The 23,419-nt window shown below is 47.7% G+C and carries 21 protein-coding genes; 14 read left to right on the top strand and 7 right to left on the bottom strand.

Annotated features, from left to right (window positions below):
- The first annotated feature begins 234 nt into the window (after positions 1-234).
- From MKX76_RS06900 to MKX76_RS06910, 3 genes are all read left to right on the top strand, one after another.
- Positions 235-1,011: an SDR family oxidoreductase gene (locus MKX76_RS06900; RefSeq protein ID WP_007128186.1), complete on the top strand. Its 777-nt coding sequence runs from the start codon at positions 235-237 to the stop codon at positions 1,009-1,011.
- Between the two features lie 202 nt (positions 1,012-1,213).
- A complete protein-coding gene (locus tag MKX76_RS06905; RefSeq protein ID WP_007128185.1) occupies positions 1,214-1,444 on the top strand; it encodes a hypothetical protein in 231 nt (76 codons plus the stop codon).
- Between the two features lie 144 nt (positions 1,445-1,588).
- Positions 1,589-2,149, top strand: a complete 561-nt coding sequence (locus MKX76_RS06910) for a dihydrofolate reductase family protein (protein WP_341033271.1) — start codon at positions 1,589-1,591, stop codon at positions 2,147-2,149.
- Between the two features lie 6 nt (positions 2,150-2,155).
- Here the strand turns inward: MKX76_RS06910 and MKX76_RS06915 are convergent, their stop codons facing one another.
- Positions 2,156-2,497: an MmcQ/YjbR family DNA-binding protein gene (locus MKX76_RS06915; protein ID WP_028405962.1), complete on the bottom strand. Its 342-nt coding sequence runs from the start codon at positions 2,495-2,497 to the stop codon at positions 2,156-2,158.
- 166 nt (positions 2,498-2,663) lie between these two features.
- Complete coding sequence (locus tag MKX76_RS06920; protein ID WP_028405963.1) at positions 2,664-3,272, bottom strand: TetR/AcrR family transcriptional regulator; 609 nt, start codon at positions 3,270-3,272, stop codon at positions 2,664-2,666.
- Positions 3,273-3,568: 296 nt separating this feature from the next.
- On the opposite strand from MKX76_RS06920, the gene MKX76_RS06925 reads away from it, so the two are divergent.
- Positions 3,569-4,642: an MFS transporter gene (locus tag MKX76_RS06925; protein ID WP_341033274.1), complete on the top strand. Its 1,074-nt coding sequence runs from the start codon at positions 3,569-3,571 to the stop codon at positions 4,640-4,642.
- Positions 4,643-4,766: 124 nt separating this feature from the next.
- Here the strand turns inward: MKX76_RS06925 and MKX76_RS06930 are convergent, their stop codons facing one another.
- Positions 4,767-5,993, bottom strand: coding sequence for a nitrate/nitrite transporter (locus tag MKX76_RS06930; RefSeq protein WP_028405965.1), 1,227 nt, complete (start codon positions 5,991-5,993; stop codon positions 4,767-4,769).
- Positions 5,994-6,452: 459 nt separating this feature from the next.
- Between MKX76_RS06930 and nirB the strand changes: the two genes are divergently transcribed.
- The 4 genes from nirB to MKX76_RS06950 all read left to right on the top strand — a co-directional run bounded on the left by nirB (position 6,453) and on the right by MKX76_RS06950 (position 12,006).
- A complete protein-coding gene (gene nirB / locus MKX76_RS06935; RefSeq protein ID WP_340900469.1) occupies positions 6,453-8,621 on the top strand; it encodes a nitrite reductase large subunit NirB in 2,169 nt (722 codons plus the stop codon).
- A gap of 33 nt (positions 8,622-8,654) precedes the next feature.
- Entirely contained in the window at positions 8,655-10,793 is a 2,139-nt protein-coding gene (gene nasC, locus MKX76_RS06940; protein ID WP_034273684.1) for an assimilatory nitrate reductase catalytic subunit NasC, read from the top strand.
- Between the two features lie 220 nt (positions 10,794-11,013).
- A complete protein-coding gene (locus MKX76_RS06945; protein WP_341033275.1) occupies positions 11,014-11,463 on the top strand; it encodes a MarR family winged helix-turn-helix transcriptional regulator in 450 nt (149 codons plus the stop codon).
- Positions 11,464-11,487: 24 nt separating this feature from the next.
- On the top strand, positions 11,488-12,006 hold the full coding sequence (locus MKX76_RS06950; RefSeq protein ID WP_341033276.1) for a GNAT family N-acetyltransferase: 519 nt from the start codon (positions 11,488-11,490) through the stop codon (positions 12,004-12,006).
- Between the two features lie 168 nt (positions 12,007-12,174).
- On the opposite strand, the gene MKX76_RS06955 is transcribed toward MKX76_RS06950, so the two are convergent.
- The 3 genes from MKX76_RS06955 to MKX76_RS06965 all read right to left on the bottom strand — a co-directional run bounded on the left by MKX76_RS06955 (position 12,175) and on the right by MKX76_RS06965 (position 15,211).
- Positions 12,175-13,524 (bottom strand): glycoside hydrolase family 64 protein, encoded by a 1,350-nt coding sequence (locus MKX76_RS06955; RefSeq protein WP_341033277.1) that lies wholly within the window; start codon positions 13,522-13,524, stop codon positions 12,175-12,177.
- Between the two features lie 304 nt (positions 13,525-13,828).
- Complete coding sequence (locus MKX76_RS06960; RefSeq protein WP_028405971.1) at positions 13,829-14,575, bottom strand: EcsC family protein; 747 nt, start codon at positions 14,573-14,575, stop codon at positions 13,829-13,831.
- A gap of 174 nt (positions 14,576-14,749) precedes the next feature.
- On the bottom strand, positions 14,750-15,211 hold the full coding sequence (locus MKX76_RS06965; RefSeq protein WP_341033278.1) for a helix-turn-helix transcriptional regulator: 462 nt from the start codon (positions 15,209-15,211) through the stop codon (positions 14,750-14,752).
- Positions 15,212-15,735: 524 nt separating this feature from the next.
- On the opposite strand from MKX76_RS06965, the gene MKX76_RS06970 reads away from it, so the two are divergent.
- The 6 genes from MKX76_RS06970 (at position 15,736) to MKX76_RS06995 (ending at position 22,385) form a co-directional block, all read left to right on the top strand.
- Positions 15,736-17,043 (top strand): ADP-ribosylglycohydrolase family protein, encoded by a 1,308-nt coding sequence (locus MKX76_RS06970; RefSeq protein ID WP_341033279.1) that lies wholly within the window; start codon positions 15,736-15,738, stop codon positions 17,041-17,043.
- 319 nt (positions 17,044-17,362) lie between these two features.
- The gene (locus tag MKX76_RS06975) at positions 17,363-18,436 is read left to right on the top strand and encodes a phosphotransferase (RefSeq protein WP_028405973.1); all 1,074 of its coding nucleotides are present in this window, start codon (positions 17,363-17,365) and stop codon (positions 18,434-18,436) included.
- Positions 18,437-18,956: 520 nt separating this feature from the next.
- Entirely contained in the window at positions 18,957-19,694 is a 738-nt protein-coding gene (locus MKX76_RS06980; RefSeq protein WP_028405974.1) for an ATP-binding cassette domain-containing protein, read from the top strand.
- Positions 19,691-20,464: an ABC transporter permease gene (locus MKX76_RS06985; RefSeq protein ID WP_028405975.1), complete on the top strand. Its 774-nt coding sequence runs from the start codon at positions 19,691-19,693 to the stop codon at positions 20,462-20,464. The genes MKX76_RS06980 and MKX76_RS06985 overlap by 4 nt, the downstream gene beginning before the upstream one ends.
- Positions 20,465-20,619: 155 nt before the next feature.
- The gene (locus MKX76_RS06990; protein ID WP_028405976.1) at positions 20,620-21,321 is read left to right on the top strand and encodes a winged helix-turn-helix domain-containing protein; all 702 of its coding nucleotides are present in this window, start codon (positions 20,620-20,622) and stop codon (positions 21,319-21,321) included.
- Positions 21,318-22,385, top strand: a complete 1,068-nt coding sequence (locus MKX76_RS06995) for a sensor histidine kinase (protein ID WP_341033280.1) — start codon at positions 21,318-21,320, stop codon at positions 22,383-22,385. The genes MKX76_RS06990 and MKX76_RS06995 overlap by 4 nt, the downstream gene beginning before the upstream one ends.
- 56 nt (positions 22,386-22,441) lie before the next feature.
- Here the strand turns inward: MKX76_RS06995 and MKX76_RS07000 are convergent, their stop codons facing one another.
- Positions 22,442-23,401: a helix-turn-helix transcriptional regulator gene (locus MKX76_RS07000; RefSeq protein WP_341033281.1), complete on the bottom strand. Its 960-nt coding sequence runs from the start codon at positions 23,399-23,401 to the stop codon at positions 22,442-22,444.
- Between the last annotated feature and the right edge of the window lie 18 nt (positions 23,402-23,419).

The raw sequence follows: 23,419 nt of genomic DNA on the forward strand, positions 1-23,419 counted from the left end.
CATGGACTAAAAATGGCAGATATCCTGTAATGGTGAAGGAATGGAAAGGATATGTTGAACCCTTTTTCATTAAAGGGTCAATTTCCCATTTTTTGTTTAACCATTATTGGATCGCTGGGTTCATGTGCTATAAATACACCGGGCGAATTCCTTTTTAGGTATTCGCTTTTTTAATGGGTGAGCCTACGTCTCCATTAGCACGTCAATCGGCGTTTCCGTGAGGAGATGCGGGGTATGAAACGATTAATGAATAAGATTGCCATTGTTACGGGCGCCAGTCGGGAGATGGGCATAGGTACTGCAATATGCCTGGAATTAGCAAGAGAAGGCGCTGACATCTTTTTCACTCATTGGTCAGCCTATGATCAAGGCATGGACTATTTTGTTAATGAGGATTTGGACTGGGCAGAACATCTAATGGAGGAAATCCGCAGCTTGGGCGTAAGGTGCGAATCCATGGAGTTGGATTTATCGCAGATTGAAGCACCGGAAATACTGCTTAATGAAGTTCAGGAGAAGCTGGGATTGCCGTCCATTCTTGTAAATAACGCAACCCATTCCGTTGATGTTGATTTTCGATCACTCAATGCGGATATCCTCGATGCTCATTATAACGTGAACATTCGAGGAACGTGTCTTTTGACGGTTGAGTTCGCTCGTCGAATTGAAGGCACACACGGTGGCCGAATTATTAACCTGGTATCGGGTCAGGACAAATCACCTCAACCTGGAAATTTGGCTTATGTTTCGACCAAGGGGGCGATTTCCACTTTTACGAAATCCGTTGCTCTCGAATTAGCGCCGCTTCATATCACCGTTAATGCAGTAGACCCTGGACCAACAGACACTGGATGGATGAACGATGAATTGAAAGAATACTTGCTACCGAGATTCCCTATGGGGCGGATCGGTGAACCTAAAGATGCTGCCAAATTAATCGTTTTTCTAGCAAGCGAAGAATCTGAATGGATTACGGGACAGATTATTCATTCCGATGGAGGCTTCTGGTGAGTTCTCCTCAGTGGTTGACTGATTAAAAAATCAAAGCTGCCGGATCCATGGTCGACTCGGCAGCTTTGCCGCGTTATAAGAGATATCAATTAGGAATTGATAGTTACCCGGGTTCGATATACGGATTGCCGCTCCACCCACCCAGTGAAGAGATCCACGCAAGGTTAAGGTTTACGGCGGTATACCAAAAGGAGATAGCAGGATGGCAACCAATCAAACGGTTCGTTTGGCAATTGAAGAATCTATACGATTCCTTGAATCCACTTCGCAATGGGTGACAGCCCACGGTGAACACACCCGCCAGAAATGGGATGGGGCATGGTGGCATATGTCTGTGCTTTATGAAATGGGAGAGGTGAGTCAGATTCCCGAATCTGTGATCGCCAGAGCCAAACATTTACTCGAAACTCAAGTGTGGCAGACTTGGGGATAGCCACGCCTTGCGCCGGAGGAAACTTTTTTCATGCAAAGTCGCTTATCGGCGGCTTTTTTTATTTTCGATGGATACGTTATATGACATTAGATGACATCATTAAGGGCTAGAATAAGTGGTAAATCCCGAAAGGAGAAACAAAGCATGAAACGTAAAATCATTTTAGATTTAGCCGTAACTTTGGATGGTTATATTGAAGGAAAGAATGGGGAAGTAGATTGGTGCATTATGGACCCGGAGATGGGGTTTTTGGATTTCTTGAATCAAATCGATACGATATTGTATGGAAGAAAAAGTTATGATTTGTGGGGCCAATTCACGCCGGATCCGGATCAATCGGACGCTGATCATGAGCTTTGGTCAATCGTTCACATTAAAGAAAAATTTGTGTTTTCCCGGACGCAATCAGGAAACGATCATAAAGCAATCTACATCAACGATCATATTCTTGAAGAAGTACATGCAATAAAGAATAAGCCGGGTAAAGACATCTGGTTATATGGAGGAGCAAGCCTCATTACAACCTTTATCCAGTTAGGGCTGGTTGATGTATTCAGACTATCGGTTCACCCTGTCGTTTTGGGAGAAGGAAAGCCGTTGTTCGTGGATATCAAGCAAAGGTTGAATTTAAAGCTGGTGAATACAAGAACGTTCTCCTCAGGAGTCGTGCAGCTCATCTATCATTTGGATGGAAGCGAAAAGTGAACCGGGTTAATCTCGGGAAGATGTTTTAGTTAAAAGATAGCTCTGTTTGATCATGTTGTGAATTTCTTCTTCTGGTACGGTGCCGTCAAGAATAATAGAATTCCAATGGTTTTTATTAAGGTGAAAGGCCGGAACTACTGCAGTGTATGCCTGGCGTAAGAACTCGAGCATGCCGGGTTCGCATTTTACATTGATCCAAATAAGATGGTCTTTTTCAAAAATCCAAGCAAAAACTTTATTGTTATCTTGATGCCGAATCACTGTCCAATTTTTATCACGAAATGGTTGATCCTCATACGCATGGCTCAAACTCAAACAGTAATCAATGGCTTCCTGTCTACTTCGCATTCATAACTCCCCCAACCTATAACCTACAAAAATGCCGTGGCTTGTACGGCATTTTTGTATGCACTCCTAATCAACATCAAGTGCAGAACTACTATTAACATAACAAATATGGTTGTCGGGGGACAAGCTGAAGCTGAAAGGAACACGGATCGACACTTGGTTCCTTTCATTTAATCAGACTATCACTACGTGGGGGTGCTGTGAGTAATGATAACGCTGAGTCGATGCAGCTATCGATCCATTCCCGATTAGGATTGGATTTCTTTAATACCGTTATTCCGATGAAAGCTACCACAAGGGACTGGGCTATCGCCCGATCGTTGATCGATTCGTCGATCTCTCCGGAGCGTATCCCTCGTTTAAGGGCATCTTCAAACATCGCCGCTAAATATTGTTGATGCTCTCGCGTCAAAATTTCAAACTTCGCATCGTGCGGAGCGAGCTCCACCATCGTATTAATGCAGAAGCAGCCATTCTGCTCAAGGGTTCCGTCAGGGAACGCCCCTTCCAGAAACAAGCGCCTGAAGGCAGTCTTGACACTCGTACTTTCGTTAAGCTTCAAGCGAATGGATTTAGCGTGTATTTCGTTATACTTTCGAAGGGCTGATTCAAACAAAGATAATTTGTCTCCAAATGCAGCATATAAACTAGGTTTCTGAATCTTCATTCGTGAAGTTAAGTCACTAAGTGAAGTCGCCTCGTATCCTTTTTCCCAAAACACATGCATTGCCTCCGTTAAAGCCTGTTGTTCATCAAATTCACGAATTCTAGCCATAACCCCTCCTGATTAAATACCTTTTAGTACATAATATTTTATCGAAGAATATTGATTAAATCAACCAAGTGTTGACATTCATCCATTTCTGTGAGTTAATTGGTCTCAAAATAACATACCGAACGGTACATTTAAGGAGGCTGATTTAATGTCAAGTTCCCCTAAGCTTCGTCCGAATTACACGGAATCACAAGCTCAACTATCGAGCGCGGCGGTTTTTCTTTATGCGGTCATCTGCGGATCGGCAGTAGCAACGGTTTATTTCTCCCAACCTTTGCATGGCTACTGAGTTTGGTATGAATAAATCTATCATCGGTACGGTAGTAACCGTGACCCAGATTTGTTATGCGTTTGGGTTATTGTTCTTGGTGCCGTTAGGGGATATGTTTAATCCGCGTCGGCTTGTAACGGGGATGATCGTGTTATTATCGATCGCATTAAGTATCGTCGCATTAGCTTCAAAACCTTGGTTTCTATTCCTCGGCTTGGGGACGGTTGGATTCCAGGCTGTAGTTGCACAAGTGCTTGTTGCTCTTGCCGCTGATCGAGCACCGCAATACAGACGTGGCCGCACGATTGGAGTTGTTACTAGTGGAATTGTAATAGGGATACTACTGGCCCGTACCTTCTCGGGCACCTTAGCGGATATGAACGGATGGCGTTCCGTTTATATCGTCTCGGCAGTGATCATGATCTCATTGGCTTTTGTGTTCCTAACCGTTACACCCGATACAAGACGTCCGCCAAGTAAGAACTCGTACAGGGAAGTACTCCGCTCCATAAAAGATCTATTCGTACAAATCCCCCTATTGAGAATTCGCGGCCTCCTTGCTTTCTTCATTTTTTCAGACTTTAGTATTTTATGGTCCTCAATGGTTTTGCCGATGAGCTCCTCTCCACTTTCGTTCAGCCACAGCGTAATTGGATTGTTTGGACTCGCAGGCGCTGCGGGGGCATTGGCCGCAAGCAGCGCTGGGCGACTGGCAGATCGGGGATTAGGACAACGGACAACAGGAATCGCGTTGTTGCTGTTATTGTTCGCATGGCTCCCAATCGGGTTACTACTGCATTCCATGTGGCTTTTCATCATAGGGATCCTTATGTTGGATTTCGCAGTGCAAGCGATTCACGTTACCAATCAAAGCATGATTTTAAGTGTTCGTCCGGAAGCAAGGAGCAGGTTAACTGCCGGGTACATGGTCTTTTATTCCTTTGGAAGTGCAACGGGTGCAATCGCGTCAACCTGGATTTATTCTTGGGCAGGGTGGTCCGGCGTGTGCATGCTGGGGGCTCTAGTAAGCATGATCGCCTTGATATTTTGGGCTTGTACTTTGAATACGTCCGATTGTTCTCATAATAATCAGCAATAAATTGAAGGTAATCTTTAGGAAGACCAAACATGACTACGTTCCGCCATATAAAAAAATGAGCAAAACAACACGATTCCACGTAGTTGTTCTGCTCAATGTGCTGTACGTATGGCTAATTCCGAGATTAAACCTTAGCCGATCCGGTTTGCGGGCCGGATGGCACACTGCGGAGCCAGCTGCGGCGCCATTTCAGCTGCATTACGATCGTAAGAGTCAACGAAGCCGCCGCGATAAAGCTTAAAATGATGAAGCCTGTGGCGTATGAGCCTGTCGCTTGGTACAATCGCCCCAGAATCAGCGGCAGCGCATAGCCTCCAAGTCCACCGGCAGCGCCGACGATCCCGGTAACCAGGCCGATCTCGCCGGCAAACCGTTGAGGGACGAGCTGAAATACGGAACCGTTACCCGCTCCCAGACACATCATGCCGATAAACAGCAGGATGACAACGACCCAAAGAGGAGGCAGGAAGGAAACACCGATCAGCATGATCGCGGCACCGGCATAGAGAATCATCAGCATTCGAGAGCCGCCGATTCGATCGGCGAGAAAGCCTCCAACTGGGCGGAAGAAGCTCCCTGCGATGACGCAGATCGTTGTAATGTCTGCGGCCTGAACCGCGGAGAGACCATACTGGGTGTTGAAGAAGATCGTCAGATAGTTAGCGAGCCCGACAAAGCCGCCAAAGGTTACGCAGTACAGGGCACAGAATACCCAAGCATCACGTTGTTTAAGGACATGGCCGTATTCGTACAGCCGTTTGGGGGCAGGGCGATTCGGGCTGTTGCGGGCAAACAGCGAGAAGTAAATGAAGACCAGTACAATAGGTATGATTGCTAGACCGAACACAACTTCCCAGCTTCCGAAATGCTGGGCAAGACGATTGGCGAACAAGGTCGCGAGAACGGTACCGCTGTTCCCGGCACCCGCGATCCCCATTGCCAGACCTTGATGTTCCTTGGGATACCACTGACCAGCAAGAGGAAGCGCAGCGGCGAACGATGCTCCCGCGACCCCGAGCAGAACAGCAACGACGTACAATTGATCGAGTGAATCTACCCATAACCAGCCGAGCAACAGAGGGATCAGGGTGACCATCATTCCAATCTGAGCGGTAAGTTTGGGACCGATACGATCAGCCAGGAAGCCTAATACAAGTCTGAGGATCGAGCCGCCCAGAACGGGCAGCGCCACCAAATTTGCCTTCTGAACCGGATCCATCGGATAATCTGCAGCAATGACAACCGCAAGCGGCCCGAGCATGCCCCAAATCATAAAACTGATATCAAAATACAGAAAAGCACCGAACAGGGAGGGCTTATGCCCGCTTTGCCAAAAACCTTTCCTCTCCATGACTTTCACTCCTCATCCAAATGTGTTCTTTCTCTGTTCTCTTTGCTTCATGAAGCCAAATCGCCAAATCCCCAGCCGCAGGCAAAAAAGGCCGCAAGTCGCTCTTTTCCAGAACGATTCGCGGCCACATTGCCCATGACAAAAAACACGTCATTGTGTCTTTCGTCTTAATATTCAGCTGATTTGATGTTCACATTATAGACAGGAGGGGGAAATGGTGTCAATATACATAACACAAAAATTTAAAAAAATTTAAATTTATAAATTTACTACTCTCTAAATGTAATATATATTGACATTATAATCGACATGAACTAATCTGTATTTAACATAATAATCGAAGATCGGCACAATGCTGTGCCGGTTTTGAGGCAATGACGCCCTTTCCCTGCGTGCAGGGGGAGGGCATTTTTGTATTATTCTCACATGAAGATGACATGGTTTGAATGGAGGAATAACATGCAGCGAAAGAAACTTATAGTCGTCGGGAATGGCATGGCGGGGATAAAGTGTGTTGAAGAAATCCTAAAGATTGCTCCGGAGCACTTTGATATTACGATCTTCGGAGCCGAGGCCTTTCCAAACTATAATCGGATCCTCTTATCCAAAGTCCTGCAAGGTGAACATGCGCTGCAGGATATTATTCTGAACGACTGGTCCTGGTATGAGCGGCATGGGATCCGCTTGTTGGCCGGTCAGCCCGTTCGTCATATCGATGCCAAACGACGTTTCGTCGAGACAGCCTCCGGCCTACGCGCAACGTATGATGCATTAATCCTGGCAACCGGCTCATCTCCATTCATACCGCCTATCCCAGGGACGGATAAGGAAGGGGTTATATCCTTTCGAACGATCGACGATTGCGAGAGAATGTCCGAAATGTCCAAATCCTATAGAAAAGCGGCTGTCATTGGCGGAGGGTTGTTAGGCTTGGAAGCAGCTCGCGGGCTGCTTCATCTTGGTATGGAGACCCAAGTGGTTCATAACGCACCTTATATCATGAATCGACAGCTGGATCGCGTCGCTGCGGATATGCTTCAGCGAGAACTCGAGAGCCAAGGGATGCAATTTTATTTGGCGAAAAACACCACGCGAATTACCGGCCGAACAAGGGCGCAGGGGCTTCGGTTTATGGACGGAACGCGGCTTGATGCGGATGTGGTCGTCCTCGCCGTGGGGATCAGGCCGAACATAGAGCTGGCCCAAAGAAGCGGCATTCTAACGCGGAGGGCGATTGTCGTAGATGACTTCATGAGAACAAGCGATCCGAACATTTTTGCCCTGGGGGAATGCGCGGAACACCGGGGAGTAAGTTACGGCCTGGTGGCCCCCTTATATGAGCAGGGGAGGGTGCTTGCCCGCGTCATCTGCGGACATGAGACTGAGCCCTATAACGGGTCGATCCCGTCCTCCCAGCTTAAAATATCGGGTGTAGATGTTTTTTCCGCCGGCGTAATCTCGGGTGAAGGCGTAGAAACCGCTGTTCAGAACTATGATGCCGTTTGCGGCACATACAAAAAAGTAACCGTGCACAACGGCAAGATTGCCGGGGCAATTCTGTTCGGGGATACGGCGGAAGGAGCTGCATTGCTGGGATTTGTGGAACGGGGCGCGGCCGTAGCAGAGCTACTCCCGCGTGAGCGTGCTGCCAGCCCGGCGGAAGCGGCGGCTGAAGCGCTGCCGGACCATGAAACGGTGTGCGCTTGCAACCGTGTCAGCAAAGCGGCGATCATTCATGCCATAACCGACCACGATTTAACAAGTGCCGAAGAAGTAAAGGTGCATACCAAAGCATCCGCTTCTTGCGGCGGATGCCGGCCAATGGTGGTTGGAATTGTCCAATATATGCAAAGCAGTAAAACGACGGATAAGCCGCAGAAACAGAAGGCAGTCGGAACGCCGGCGGAAGCTCCTATATGTGATTGTACGGTTCATGGTCATTCTTCAATAAAGCAAACCATTACTGACGCGGTGAATCAAGGCTGCCGTACCATCCCGGACATCATGTCGCAACTGGGCTGGAAGAAGGCGGGCGGATGTACTATATGCCTCCCGGTCATACGATTCTATCTGGAAATGGCGGGCGTTGTTAACGATGAAGAGAGGATAGCGGCTAGGAAGGCACAAAGCCATGTTTTTTATGCAGATCAATCGTATTATCAGGGCGTGCGGATACGTATTGACGATGGGGAAGCTTCCGAACCGGTCGCGGCTGGCATCCAGCGCATTGGGGAAAGGCTCCGCATCAGCTGGCAAGATGTAACGCTTCCTTATCCGGTAAGTGCCGGCGTGTCATATGGGACAGGGTCGCCCATTGGAATTCTGGTCCAGGGGGTCGGGATCTCAGCTTCCCCCGCAGGTTGGGAGGTGTATCTCGGCGGACATGCGGAGCATCCTGTCCGCGAAGGACAGCTGATCGGTGTTGCAGAGCAAGAGGAAGACATCGTTCGTCTCGTATCCGCTTGCCTGCAGTGGTATCGGCAGAACAGCTTCTACAATGAACCGCTGTGGGCGTGGGTGGAACGTACGGATGTCCTTGCGATCCGGGAGATTGTGCTTGACGATGATATGCAGCGTGAGCTTGCAGAAAAGCTGTCGCGACGTTCGTTGAAAGCTTATGCCGGTTAGACGGAGGAGAAATCGAGGGAGAGGTGGTCTAAGATGGTTTATACGGATTTGGATATAGAGAGAGCTTCTGCCAAGGTAGAGACTCAATGTCCTTTTTGCAGTGTACAGTGTAAGATGACGGTTACTGAAGTGGAGGAAGGTGTTCCGGGTCAGCGACGGACTGCCTACCAGATTGAAGGCGTGCCAAACGCTGCCTCCGAGGGCAGGGTCTGCGTCAAAGGCATGAATGCGCATCAGCATGCTGTCCACTCGCAGCGGTTGCTGGAACCACTGATCCGTGTCAACGGCGAGCTCGTTTCTTGTTCCTGGGACGAGGCGATTCACGTGATAAGCCATCGGCTAAAGACGATTACAGACCAGTACGGTCCTGATGCGAATGCCGTATACGGCGGTGGATCGCTGACCAACGAAACGGCCTATTTGCTCGGCAAATTTGCCAGAGTGGCGCTCGGCACGAAATATATCGATTATAACGGTCGTTTCTGCATGTCGGCAGCGGCCTCTGCTGGGAGTAAAACCTTTGGGATTGACAGGGGGCTGACGTTCAGGCTGGCCGACATTCCTCTGGCGCGCTGCATTGTCCTCGCCGGTACCAATATCGCGGAGTGCCAGCCAACGCTGCTGCCTTATTTTAACCAGGCGAAAGAGAACGGAGCGAAGATCGTGGTCATCGACCCGCGGAAAACGGCAACAGCCGCCATTGCGGATATCCACCTGCCGATCAGACCGGGTACGGATGCGTTGCTGGCTGATGCCATGCTGAAGATCATCATGGATGAGGGCTTCGTGGATGAGGCATTTATCCGAGCCAGGACAAATGGTTATGATGAGCTGAGAGCCTATATGAACGGGTTCAATTTGAATCGGGCTGCCGATCTATGCGGACTGGAGTTAGAGCAAATCCGGGAGGCAGCCAGATCCTATGGCATGGCAGGCACAGGAATGATTTTGACCGCCCGAGGGGTAGAGCAGCAGATGGATGGCCATCTTGCGGTTCGGCATTTTCTGAACCTGGTCTTAGCCACAGGCAAAATCGGCAGGGAAGGCTGCGGATATGGAGCCGTCACCGGGCAGGGGAATGGACAGGGCGGAAGAGAGCATGGGCAAAAGGCTGATCAGCTGCCGGGCTACAGATCGATCGAGAATGAGGAGGACCGTAAGTACGTTGCCTCCGTATGGGGTGTTGAAGCTTCAAGCTTACCTGGAAAAGGCATCTCGGCCTATGAGATGATGGAGCTTGTTCATCAGGGCGAGATCAAATCTCTCTTCGTGATGGGCTCCAATCCCGTGGTTTCGAATCCGAACGCCGGGCATGTGGTGGAAGGCTTGAAGAGCCTTGATCTGCTGGTGGTTGCCGATATGTTCATGTCCGAAACGGCCCAATTGGCTGACATCGTGCTGCCGGTGACCTCCTATTTGGAGAATGAAGGGACACTGACCAATCTGGAGGGGCGGGTCCTTCTGCGGGAAGCCGGCCGTGAGCCTCCCGGTGAGGCGCGCCATGACTGGATGATCCTCTGCTCCATAGCAGACCAACTGGGAAAAGGACTGTACTTTCGCTTCAACGGGCCTGAAGAGATATTTAATGAGCTGAGACTGGCGAGCAAAGGCGGGGTTGCTGATTATTACGGCATCACGTATGACCGATTGCGCAGGGAGGAAGGGGTGTACTGGCCTTGCCCCTCTACCGAAGAGGCTGGGGTCGGCTTACTGTTCCAGCAATCGTTTGCCCACCCGGACGGGAAGGCTGTTTTCACCATAACAGAAGGAGAGCGCTGGGGAGGAGTGTCCGAGGAATACCCGCTAATCCTGACCAATGGACGCGTATTGTCCCATTATCTGACCGGGGTGCAGACCCGGAGAAGCCCCTCTTTGCTTGCGCGCGAGCTGGAGAATTTCGCAGAGATTCACCCGACTACCGCACAGCGTTATCGGGTCCGTGACGGCGAGTGGGTCGAAGTTGTGTCGGAGCATGGCTCATTTACGGTCCGCTGCAGAGTTGGAGACTCTATTCGGCAAGATACCCTGTTTGTCCCTATGCATTGGGGCGGGGTACAGAACGTCAATCATGCTACCCGGCCGGAGCTGGACCCGTTCTGCAAAATGCCCGGCTTCAAGACCACTGCCGTTCGTATTCGGTCTTTAAAGCAGGCAAACAGCCTGGAAGGATAAGCGGTTAAGAACAAAGCGCCTACATTGATTATAATTCGCCTCTATTACGATGTCACAAATCAGCTTCTATCAATCTAATGACCATTTCGATGAATCAGAGCATCTCATCGAAGTGGTCATTATTTTGTCGTTAATTGTTGCAAATGCAGCATTATTCGATTAAACTAAATAAATACTTTTGTTGCAATTGCAACATATTGAGAACGAGGGAGTCAATTGGATGGAAATTCTTCGAGAGATTGGAATGATTGCAAGAGCATTGGATTCGATTAGCAATATGGAATTTAAAGAATATGACCTGACCAAAGGACAATATTTGTACCTTGTGAGGGTATGCGAAAACCCAGGAATCATTCAAGAGAAGCTGGCTGAGATGATAAAAGTAGACCGCACAACTGCAGCCCGTGCCATCAAGAAGCTTGAGCTTCACGGCTTTATTGAAAAGAAGGAAGATCATCATAATAGAAAAATCAAACGGCTCTTTCCAACGGAGAAAGGGAAACGTGTGTATCCTTTTATAAAGAGAGAACATGATTATTCCAATGGGGTTGCATTAGAAGGGTTATCCGAAAACGAAGCAGAAACTCTGTTCAATCTCTTGCAGAGGGTCAGAAAAAATGTAGAGAAAGACTGGGAGTTTGTTAAAAAGGGCAACAAGAGATTGTATTGATTTATCAAAGGGAGGAGAGATCGATTGACGATCCATATAAGAAAATGCACCTTAGAAGACCTGGAAATACTTCAAGATGTTAGTGTTGAAACATTTAATGAAACATTTAAGGATCAGAATTCACCTGAAAATATGAAGGCATATTTAGACAAAGCATTTAACTTAAACCAATTAGAACAAGAGATAAGCAATAGCTATTCGGAGTTCTATTTTACTTCTTATAATGGGGAAATCGCCGGGTATCTAAAGGTAAACACCGAAGATGCGCAAACGGAATTGATGGGCAATGACTCGCTTGAAATCGAGAGGATTTATATTAAGAGCCGCTATCAAAAACATGGGCTTGGCAAGCTTCTGCTCAATAAAGCCATGGAAATCGCGGCGGAACGCCATAAACGGAAGGTTTGGTTAGGCGTTTGGGAACGAAATGAAAATGCTATTGCTTTTTATAAGAAAATGGGGTTTGTTCAAACAGGTTCCCATTCCTTTTATATGGGGGACGAAGAACAGAGGGACTTCATTATGATCAAAACCTGCATGTAACGCTTCAACCGAGATTATAGCACTGAAGCTGAGCTATAACTAGCAAAAGGGCGCCAAGATGGGTGCGGCTTGTCTGTACGGCTTAGGCAACGTTTTAATGGTATAACAACAAAAACGATGACCTATGTCATCGTTTTTGCTTTAGATCTAACAGATTTGATTGATCATTTACCATCCTACACGAATAATCAGGCCCTTCGGATCGCCCACTTCGAGATAAGCAGCTTGGCCGTTGACATCATCATATGCAAATCCATAGGCCAAGCGGTTAATGCTGTGGTCGTGCCAGAATTTTGCGTAATAATTAGCCGGAGCGGCTTGATAGTAATTTGACACGTTATTCCAGTCGCTCGTCGTATATACATGGCGATTGATGGCTGCGCACGTTGCAGCATCTGTCAAAGCGCCGTCGCACCGGAAAATATCCTGCGTACTGTACGGTGCGTACCCGGCGAAATAGTTGGCATTCGCGCCTCCCTGGGCGAAAGAGCCGTGAATTGGCGCTACAATGCGATATGGAGCTTGAACGGTTGCCAGCGATTTGAATTCGGCAGGAACCTCGGCCTGGAATTTGGCGAAAATTCCGCTTCGAGTCTCAGATTCAAGCTCACCTACGGTTTGGTCAAAAGAACCTGATTTGTTGACTAGCCGATGCTGGATCGGAAAACCGAACCCATCCACGCGTGTCGTATTGCCGTGATAGCCTGCCTGGTCAACCGTGAATTCAACGAAATCGAAAATGATATCGCGGTTTGGATCCGTTGGATTGTTCAGATCGGGACCGGCAAATCCGTGATCGAAGGTTTTCAAGTACATTGGGGAACCGACGCTAAGAAACATTCGGCCTGACGTAATCTGAGGCAAGGTGATCCAGGAAGCATCGCTGACCTTGTGGTAAATGTTGGCGTAATGGATGCCGTTCTTGGTTAAGTGGCCTGGCGCATCATTCAAGGCGCTCGAGATGGGGATCAGATTGCCACTCAGGTCCAGGTAGCTCCAACGACCGTTCACGGGATTGATGCCGAGGACGCCCCAGTATATTTGCTGGTCGGTGTAAGCGCCATGGGTCCCGTTCATGATCTTTACGGAGACGGCACCGTTTGGCGGCATGGGAATCGAGGATGGGAGAATGTCATATATGGAACCGGATGAAGGGGGATCTGGCGTGGAACCAGCGGTGTACGTAAAGATATTGGTGTCGTAGGCTGGGGTTCCGTTATTATAAGTAAACCAATACGCAATGACGTTGCCAGCGGCTATGCCTGTGATCGCTTGTTCGTATCGGGATTTGCCAGCGTTGTACGCCATTCTCAAATTTTGCTGCACGCCGTCATTCACTTTGTAATGAACATCCACCAAACTCGTGTTGACGGACGATTTGAACCATATGGTAGCTGTGCTTCCGGATCGTTCGACGCCCTGCGTGTAGTCTGCGGCTTCCGCCTTCGTACCGAAGAAGGTACTGCACGTCAGCAGCAACGACAGAATCAGCAAATAAGACAATCCCTTTCGAATCATTAAAAGTTCCTCCTTTAATTTGGGGATAAAGTCAACTTTGCAATTGGGCTTGAAACGGCATCACTCCTTTGTTTTACCGAGGTATTCGGCTGTTGATTGCTGTGAATGCGGTTACAAAAATGATTATAATTCCGTTTACCAAAATATAGGAGTCTTGGAATTTCGGGATGGGGTTCACAATTTCGGATGGAGTTTGAGCGTTGCAATAGTTGGCAATTTTTAAGGCAGCTAATCATACAGATTAGCTGCCTCTATTGTCATGGCATCATGTTTATAACTGTGGTTATGGCAAATGAAAGGGGATTTAACCCACAATCACGAAATCATCGTGCAATCTACGAAGGCGGTAAGCATTCATGGCGGATTCACGCAGCTCCTCAAGAATGGTGTAATTTGCCCAGGCGCCTGCGACAGCGCCGATCCCAGGCACCATCTGCAGCATTTTCCGGAAGTCCATGGCGTCTCGATACTCGATCTGAAATGTCTCCCAGTCCATATTGCGGGCGTACTCGGTGTCGGACATCCATTGTTCCTTTTCGATATGCCAATGCTTGACGGATTCGAGCAGCCGCGCACGGTTCTCCGGTCCCGAGAACGTCATTTGGAACACCTTGAGAATGAATACCCGCTCAGAGAAATGCTTGGTGTCATAGCCGTAAACATGAGCCAGCTCGAACAGAAATTTCATCTTGATCGCAATTAAAGCGGGAAAGTCCACCATGCTAAGCATAATGCCGCCAGCTCCCGTTCCAGCCCCTTCGGCAACCGCAATTTTTTGGTACAGGGCAAATAATTCCTGCGCTTCTTGATCCGCAGCCTCGAGGTCCAAAGTACGCTCCACCTGCCGACTCGGCGTATATTCCGCGCCGAACAATGCCGTGCGCACGATCGATCGAATGGTGGTCGTTATGATATTGTGCACCTTCGGGGGAATCCAATGATTAATTCGATTGCCGATTGTTTTCGATGTTTTTTCCAGCCATCCCGGCGGTCTGAACATTTTGTGTTCCCAGTCGGCAATTTCCCTCTGTACTTTATGTTCGTAGCTCATGCTCCATCGCTCCTCCAACATACTTGGCAAAATTATAACGAATATATCCATGATTCGAAACCGTCCGCAGGAGGTAGCGGACCTCGACTAAAGTCCAGCATCGCATCGTAGATAAATTGCTGATTGTGGGCAGGGTTCTGTATAGAGGTTCGATTGTTTCTGATCGTGCGAAGGTCATTGACGTTTCATCGCTCGCCACTTGGATGGAGAGACCCCCATCCTTTGCTTGAAATGCCGGTTAAAGCTGGATAGGGTAGCGCAGCCTACCTGTTCCGAAATATTCAGAATGCTGTTGTCAGTATGGCACAGCAATGCGGAAGCCATCTGCATTCGAACATGAATCAGGTAATCGAGCGGAGCCATTCCCATACAGGAGCGGAACGTACGGCGGAAATGGGTGACGCTGAGATTGCAGGCTGCCGCCAACGCATCGATTCCTATCGGCTCCATATAATGCTGTGAGATGTACTCCAGTGATTTAGAAATTTTGTTCATGGAAGCCCGATCAATCGCTTCAGCTTCAAACGCTTGGTCAGACAAAGGGTTGATGATTCTGTCAATGAGGGTTATCAGGCTCCAAACAGAGCTTCTAACGGCGGATTCATACCCCGTCATCTGCTGGCCCAATTCTTTCATAAGGAATTCCGCCATTAACGAAATCTCGGGAGCGTCGCTGGGATTGACGATATTCGTAAACCGTGAGTATCCAGGTGGAGCTGACTCATTCCATGCTTGAGGACATACAGTGCCGAGAAGCGTTTTTGGATCTAAGAAGCAAAAATGCCAGCGGCTTACCTGACCTTTTACGCTTTGGGCAAGATGGAGCTGGCCCGGAAAAATAATACACACACATCGCCTTTTGAATAGGGCAGTATTTTTTCTTCTACGATAAACACGCCCGAGCCTTCGCAGCAATATCCGATCTCCAAGCAATTATGATAGTGCAAATAGGTGATATCAGCATCTCTCTGGATAAAATTCTCGATCCAATCTACAGGAAACCTTGGTGGAAGTAGATACGGCTGAGAAATTACTTCATATGAGGTTGGTCGTTTCTGCATAGTTTTTGGTTCCTTTTCAGCAGAATTGTCATCTGTTTTATTATAATCTGGATTTGAAAACGAATACACTAGGAAAGCAAAAGCGGAAGGAGATTTGATATGGCGTATCCGACGGAACCGAAATTGAACGAGCTGGCCACGAGAATCATTGAATACGGGCGTTTGGCTCATGAATACGGTGCAACTGACGTTTCCGACGTCTTGTTGGAAGTGGAACGGGCGATGAAGGCTTCTCTTCAAAAAATGCAAGATCTGCCTGTCGACGAGGCGCTTGCTTCGCAAGAGCCGAATGATCTGAAGGGGATTCAAGCGTTACGGCCTGACGGACCCCGAAGAATGTGGAAATCGTTCGATAAGACTGTTTATAAAAATAAGCTGGAAGGTGCTATGCTGGCTCGATTCGCCGGATGTACGCTCGGAGCTCCGGTGGAACTATGGGGAGTCGATGAAATGAAGAGCTGGGCCGAGTATATTGGCGATCATTTCCCGCCGCAGAACTATTGGTCCAAAGCGAAGACTCCAAACCATCTGCGATATGGGAAGAGCACTTTCTATGAATATACCCTTGAAGGTCTGAATTGCGTTCCGGTTGACGATGACGTTACGTACACGATCCTGGGACTGCTCATTGCCGAGGAGCATGGGACACATTTTAGCACGGAGGATGTGGGGAAGAGCTGGTTGAAATATTTGCCGTATGCCTGCACAGCTGAGGAAGTCGCCCTTCTTAACTTGAAGGCAGGCAGGACGGCGATGGAAGCGGCGGATGTGAACAATCCGTACTGTCAATGGATCGGCGCAGACATTCGATCCGACCCGTGGGCCTATATCGCTCCCGGAATCCCCTCGAAAGCCGCGGAGTATGCGTACCGCGACGCCTACTTGAGCCATCGAAGGAACGGCATCTATGGCGAAATGTTTTTCAGCGCCGCGCAAGCTGCCGCCTTCGAGGTTGATCATCCGGTAGATGCTCTGCGCATCGGGTTAACTGAAATTCCTAGAGGGTGCAACCTATATAAGGATATTGAATGGGCGCTCTCCATCGGAAAGGATATCCGGAATTATGCAGAAGCCAGGGAAGCTGTGGACAATCGTTTTAAAGGCATGCACAGCGTTCATACGAACAACAACGCTTGCTTGACCGTATTCGGATTAATGATCGGAGGGACGGACGTTTCCAAGGTCATATCGGAGACAGTGGCGATGGGGCTGGACAATGATTGCACGGCCGCGACCGCGGGCAGCATTGTCGGTGCGATCGTCGGCAAGGAGGGGGTGCCTGCCCATTGGTACGCGCCATTCCATGATACAGTAAAGACGTATATGATCGGGAAGGAGACATTCAAGATCAGCGATCTGGTAGAGAGATTTGCCGCAGTAGCGGAGCAAACATTTAACGATGCTTAAGCGAGGATCCATTTACGAGGGTAAGAGCATAACTCACATAAGAAACCGCGATAATCGCGGTTTCTGCTTGTTTTAGAAGACGATTATTTGATTATGAGCTTACTTGCTGATCGCCTTCGAAGAATAACTAAAACCATTTTCCCCCTTGTGATCTTCCGTATTTAGCGTTTACCCTGTAAGTAGCTGAGCAGATGAATAGTGCTATGCATGATGAGTAATAATCCGAATTTGATATTCAAACTTCATGTAACAAGGAAATATGAATACACACACTGCAGTTAAATACTAAATACATTATCAGTTAAAAAGGAGAGATGCTATGAATTATAACGAGGTTTTGCAAATCATGGATGCACACTTACTTCCATCCGTATTGGAATTGTACGGGTTGGAGGGCTATGAAATCCAGCTGATTCCACCCCATGAGGGAGGGCGGAATGTCGTTTATGCCTTTGAGAAAGAAGGAGCCGACGCAAAAATACTGCGAATCGCTTTCTTACCTGACAGAAGCCGGGATGATTTTCTGGCCGAGGTTGAATATATCCGCTATTTATTTGAGCACGGAGGCAGCGTCTCCAATGTAATCAGCTCCCGGAATGGGAATCTGCTTGAGGAGATTACCCATAATCAGCATCCCTTTTTTATCTGCCTGTTTGAAAAGGCTAGAGGAAAAATGCTTGCGGAAAATCATTATCGTTACCGGGAAGGAGCTCCTATATCCGAATACTATTACAACTGCGGTAAAGTCTTAGGGAAGCTGCACCAATTATCAAAAGAGTACACACCTGTCCACCGCAGGCATCATTTTTCCGAGAAATTCAATGCCGAATATATCGATAAACTGATTCCTGACTCCCTATTTCTGCTGAAGAAGAAGCTGGTTGAGCTCCTTCATGCTTTAGAAGGATTGGACAGAGGCCATGAGACTTACGGTATGATCCATTTTGATTACAACGATGGGAATTATTCGATCGATTTTGATACAGGGCAAATCACGGTATACGATTTCGATAATTCATTCTTCGGCTGGTACATGTATGACTTGGCAAGTGTCTGGGGAAACGGAGTAGGCTGGATCCAGTTCGAACCAGACGCCGGTAAACGTAAAGCCTTTATGGATGATTACTTTGAAACGGTCCTTGAGGGATACAGATCCGAGACCAAGCTGGAAGATTCGATGCTGGATCAGCTCCGATTATTTATACAGGCGTGTGTCATGGAAAATATTGTGGATGCATTCGAAGTGATGAAAAACACCGGCGAGGAACCGGACTGTGATGAGCGGCTTTCGTATCTTATAAAATGCATGGAAGACGATATCCCGTATGAAGGATTGTTCCATGAGATCTATTCGTGTGAAGAACCCTTTGAATATGAGGAACGTAAGATATAAGTCGATATTGTAGCGAACTCAAAATAAAATATGAAGACGGAAGATATATGATTTTAGTGAATGTTTGGAGCACACCCCCCAATCATAATTTGGGGGGTGTTTTTTTGCGAGTTTATCGAATGTTAATCATTTCGATATGAACTGTTAATTTCTTTCTGGCCAGCTCTTAAGATCATGCATTTATTCTAATGAGAAGGATTTAGAAAATATAGAGAGGAGTTGACAAAATGGTCCTTTACTACATAATAGCCGCTTTTGTATTAATTGCCGATCAGGCGGCCAAATAGCAGCTGATTCCTTCTTAAGCATCGGAGTCATTAGTGTGTTCTTTTCTAGCTTGAGAGAGTCTCCTAAGAAGGAACGTGATGCGCCCCTTCAATAAGCGCCGGATCACATTACTACGCTTAATCGAATGTTAATATTTTTCATACCAATCTTTTATTTCTCAAAAATTAACTTTTCATGTTCAGCTCTTACGATTAGGAAAACAAAGTCGCTAAGACATGGGGGGAGAACGCTTATGGAAAACAAGATCCTACTTGATGCAAAGGGATTGACGAAAACCTTCGGTTCCAGGACCGCTGTCAATGGTCTTAATCTTCGGATTGAGGAAGGCGATATTTACGGTTTCCTTGGCACCAACGGATCCGGTAAAACAACAACGATCCGAATGCTAACGGGACTTATCCATCCTGATGCAGGCGAAGTGAGGATTGGAGGATATCAATTGAAGTCACATTTTAAAGATGCAATAGCACTTGTCGGCGCTATTGTAGAGCAGCCAGCCTTCTATACCTATCTTTCCGCCTATGACAATCTCATGCTGACTGCGAACCTCCTGACGGGCGTGACAAGAAGACGCGTGCTAGAAGTCCTTGAGATCGTTGGACTGTCCGATCGGGCAAAAGACAAGGTGGGTTCCTATTCGCTCGGGATGAGGCAGCGTCTTGGTATTGCGAGCTCGCTTCTAAACGAGCCGAAGCTGATCATTCTTGACGAACCTACGAACGGACTTGACCCGCAAGGAATGAAGGGAATTAGAGAAATGATCGCGCAGCTTGCTGCGGAGCAAGGCATTACTTTCCTCATTTCTAGCCATCTGCTGCATGAAGTCGAACAAATGTGCAGCAAGATCGGCATTATCCGACACGGTAAGCTGGTGGCGGAAGGCGATGTCCAGCAGCTGCTCTCATCTGGAGGACCCAGAACGCTCGAGCAATACTTTTTGGACATAACGGAAGGAGATGGTAGGTCGTGATTCGATTGATCCAAAACGAGCTTTACAAAACATTCAGATTAAAGAAAATGTATATATTTATAGCCATTCTGATCATCCATGCTTGCATGACCGTCTATTTTTATCAGTCTGGCGGGGAATGGAAGTCGGTCATTGTTACGCCGAACGGGCAATCCCTTCCTTTAGCGCTAATAAACAGCTTGGCCCAATTCATGACCATCTTTATTCCCGTTTACGTGGCAGACTTGATTACTGGCGATATAAAAGCAGGCACGTTCAAGCTGACGCTGCTGCGACCCGTCGGACGGATCGAATGGCTCAATGCCAAAATCGCCTCATTATTCGTATTCATCTTAGTCCTGGTTGTTTTATCCCTCGCAGCAGAGTACGCAATTGGAACGCTTGCCTTCGGTTGGGGCGAGTATACATTCTATGCTGGAGAGGAGTACATAGGAGAGGAAGGGGTATGGTTAACGATTCGGCTGACGTTCTCAATGCTGCTGCCGTACATGGCTTGCGGAATGATTGTCGTTTTATTGGCCGTCATGGCCACGAACATTAGTACTACGATTGGGCTCTCCATCGGAATTTTGACTGCCGCACAATCCTTGAATGCGTTCGAGATGATCAAACCCTATTCCGTTGTGAACCACATGTACTATTTTCATGAAATCGTCCATAAGGCTACTTGGGAAGCCGTGTTTCAGAACACCGCGATTATCGCAGCATACATCGTATTGTTCTATGCCGCCAGTGCGTTGATCATCAAGAAAAAAGATCTAATCCAATAGGAGGGGGCCCTTCATGCTCAAGGTTTTCCGATAAGTGCTACTAGGCGATTTTTTCAAGGAAGGCCATGTTCACTTTCACTTATATTGGTATCTACTACGAAGCGAGTGTTATGATACAGGAGAAGGATATATATGGATATGAATGAGGTGAACCCGTGCAGCTCGACCGGATTATGATCGTGGAAGATGAGAAAGAAATTGCGGATTTGTTAAAGGATTACCTTGTAGAAGAGCACTTCGAAGTCATCGTCGCTAGCGACGGGCTAGAGGCCGTTCGATTGTTCAGGGAAACCCGGCCGCAATTGATGATTTTGGATATCATGCTGCCCCATTTAAACGGGATTGAAGTATGCCGAACGATTCGCTCCGAATCGTCCATACCCATTATCATGCTTAGCGCCAAGAAGAGCGATGTCGATAAAATTCTCGGATTAGGAATCGGCGCGGACGATTATGTAGTCAAGCCTTTCAGTCCTGGCGAGGTGATTGCAAGGGTCAGGGCGCAGCTCCGCAGAGTGAATCAGCTGCCGTCACCAATGCCGCCATCGGATATCATCCGACATAAAGATCTGGAACTCGATCTCAAAGCCTACGAAGTGAGCGTTCGAAATCAACCTGTTCAATGCTCGGCGAAGGAGTTTGAAGTACTCCGCTTTTTGGCCCTTCATCCGAATCAGGTGTTAACTCGCGAACAAATCTTTCAAAATGTCTGGGGTTTCGAAGAACGCGGAGACTTGAATACGGTAACCGTCCATATTAAGAAAATCCGGGAGAAAATTGAGCGGGATCCCGCCAACCCGACCTTGATCAAAACGGTATGGGGCGTAGGCTATAAGCTTGATGGTGGTTTGCGATGAAGACCGGAATCCGCTTTAAACTGATCGCTTCACTAACCGGGATTATATTTGTTCCTGTAATCTTGATGACGATATCCGGGGTTCGCGTGAAAGAGCAGGGCCCAAGCGGCGGAACTATGGGGATATTCATTTTCGTGATCGGCACGCTAGTGGTGGCGTATCTTCTATGCGCCTATATATTGGCTTATGTGATTACAAGACGTGTCCTTCTGCCCCTACAGGAACTGAACAATGCTGCGGAGCAAATTATAAACGGCAACTTGGATTTTCAAATCCGCAACCGCTACCATGACGAGGTAGGACGCTTCAGCGACGTATTCGAATTAATGCGTGCAAGGTTGAAGGAATCCCTGGATCAGCAAACCGCTTACGAACGTTCGCGCAATGAACTGATTGCCAACATCTCTCATGATTTGCGAACGCCGATAACCTCGATTCGCGGCTATGTCGAAGGTTTGCAGGATGGCATAGCACGCGATGAACAAAAGGTGAGCAAATACCTGGCCGTGATCAAAAACAAAACAGAGCAGCTGGATCGCATGATTGAAGACCTGTTTCAATTCGCTCAATTGGAGGCGGGGCACCTAATCATGGACGCCCGGGTCATCGACAGCCAAGTCTTGCTTGAAGCAATCATAGCCCCTTACGAGATCGAGTTTCAGGATGCTCCGGTTGGATTATCCGTCGAACGGCCATTCCCTTCCAGACTTGTAAGGGCGGACGCCGATCGTATTGCCCAAGTGTTTGAAAATTTGATCGAAAACGCCAAAAGATATGCCGGAGATTTAACGGAAATTACCGTTTCTATGAAAGATGAAGGAGATTGTCTGCTTATTGCGGTCAAAGACAATGGGAAAGGCATCGCTGAAGCGGATGTGCCGTATTTGTTTGAACGGTTTTACCGTGGAGAGAAGTCCCGTTCCAGAGCGTTCGGAGGCGCAGGTCTGGGACTGGCCATTTGCAAACAAATCGTGGAAGATCATGGCGGCCGGATTTGGGCCAGGAGTACAGATGGTAGCGGAGCCGAATTTTATTTTACCTTGCCGGTTTTCAAGGATGAATAAACGTTCCTGACCGGACGCCGGATGTTCCCTTCATCTCTCAATTGATAGAGTGCTTCTTATGGTACGTATGCGCTTAATCTCCCTTTTAAGCCTTCTGCAATTTCTCTTGGCATTTCCTTTACCTTGATATCATCCCCGAGGAAAAGCAGCCAATTGGTTATTTCGGTTACTTCTTCTGAATGATGCACATTGATAAAAGTCTTTAAGGTCGCTGTGGTTTGATACGGATTCGTATAAGCAAGCGAAAACCTCAAAGGGTGGTATTTTTTGAACTGGGCAATCGCCTTTGGACCGAGATCAAGGACAAGGTTGGCTGCCTCCTCCAGCTTACTGAGCTCGGATATCTTTTTCTTGTTCATTCTTTTTTTCACAGCGTATGGTTGTACATCAGTGAGATTGTCGACAGGGATGATCCGCCTTTTTTCAGCCTCTAGGTCCAAGCCATCAATTTGCCATTGGCTTTTTTCCCGATATAGATGCAAGAGATAAATCGGATATGACTTGGTTACCTTCTCTTCTTTGACGAAGAGCATTAAATACCTGTCCCCAAGAAGAATTTGAATGAGATGTTCCAACATCGGATGGGGGAGATCAGTCAGGTCAAGCAGGTCCGGATTATTGGGGTTAGTTCCTTCGAACAGCAAAATTTGATTTAGAAGCACCAGGTCATCTTGCTGGTTTTCCGAGATGAGACCCAGCAATTTTTCGGCTAAAGAGTGACGGCTCTTTAAATATGGCAGTTGTTGATTTCTTGTGGCCATAAAGGCGATAAACAGGGCTCTAATCTCATTATCGGTAAAGCGGACCGTAGGGAGGACGGAGTTGTTCATGACAAAATATCCTCCATCCCTCCCGACCTCAGCGACAAGCGGCATTCCCATCGCTTCAATTTCTCTGATATCGCGAATCGCGGTCGAACGAGAGATGTTAAATTCCCTCATGATTTCAGAAATGGTAAAGTGGGCGCGGTTGTTGATATACCGCATGATGGTGTTGATCCGTTCAACTTTTTTCATCGGGCCCTCCTAAACAGT

Origin of the sequence: Paenibacillus sp. FSL R5-0810, assembly GCF_038002285.1 — a bacterium.
Lineage (GTDB): Bacteria > Bacillota > Bacilli > Paenibacillales > Paenibacillaceae > Paenibacillus_AQ > Paenibacillus_AQ lactis.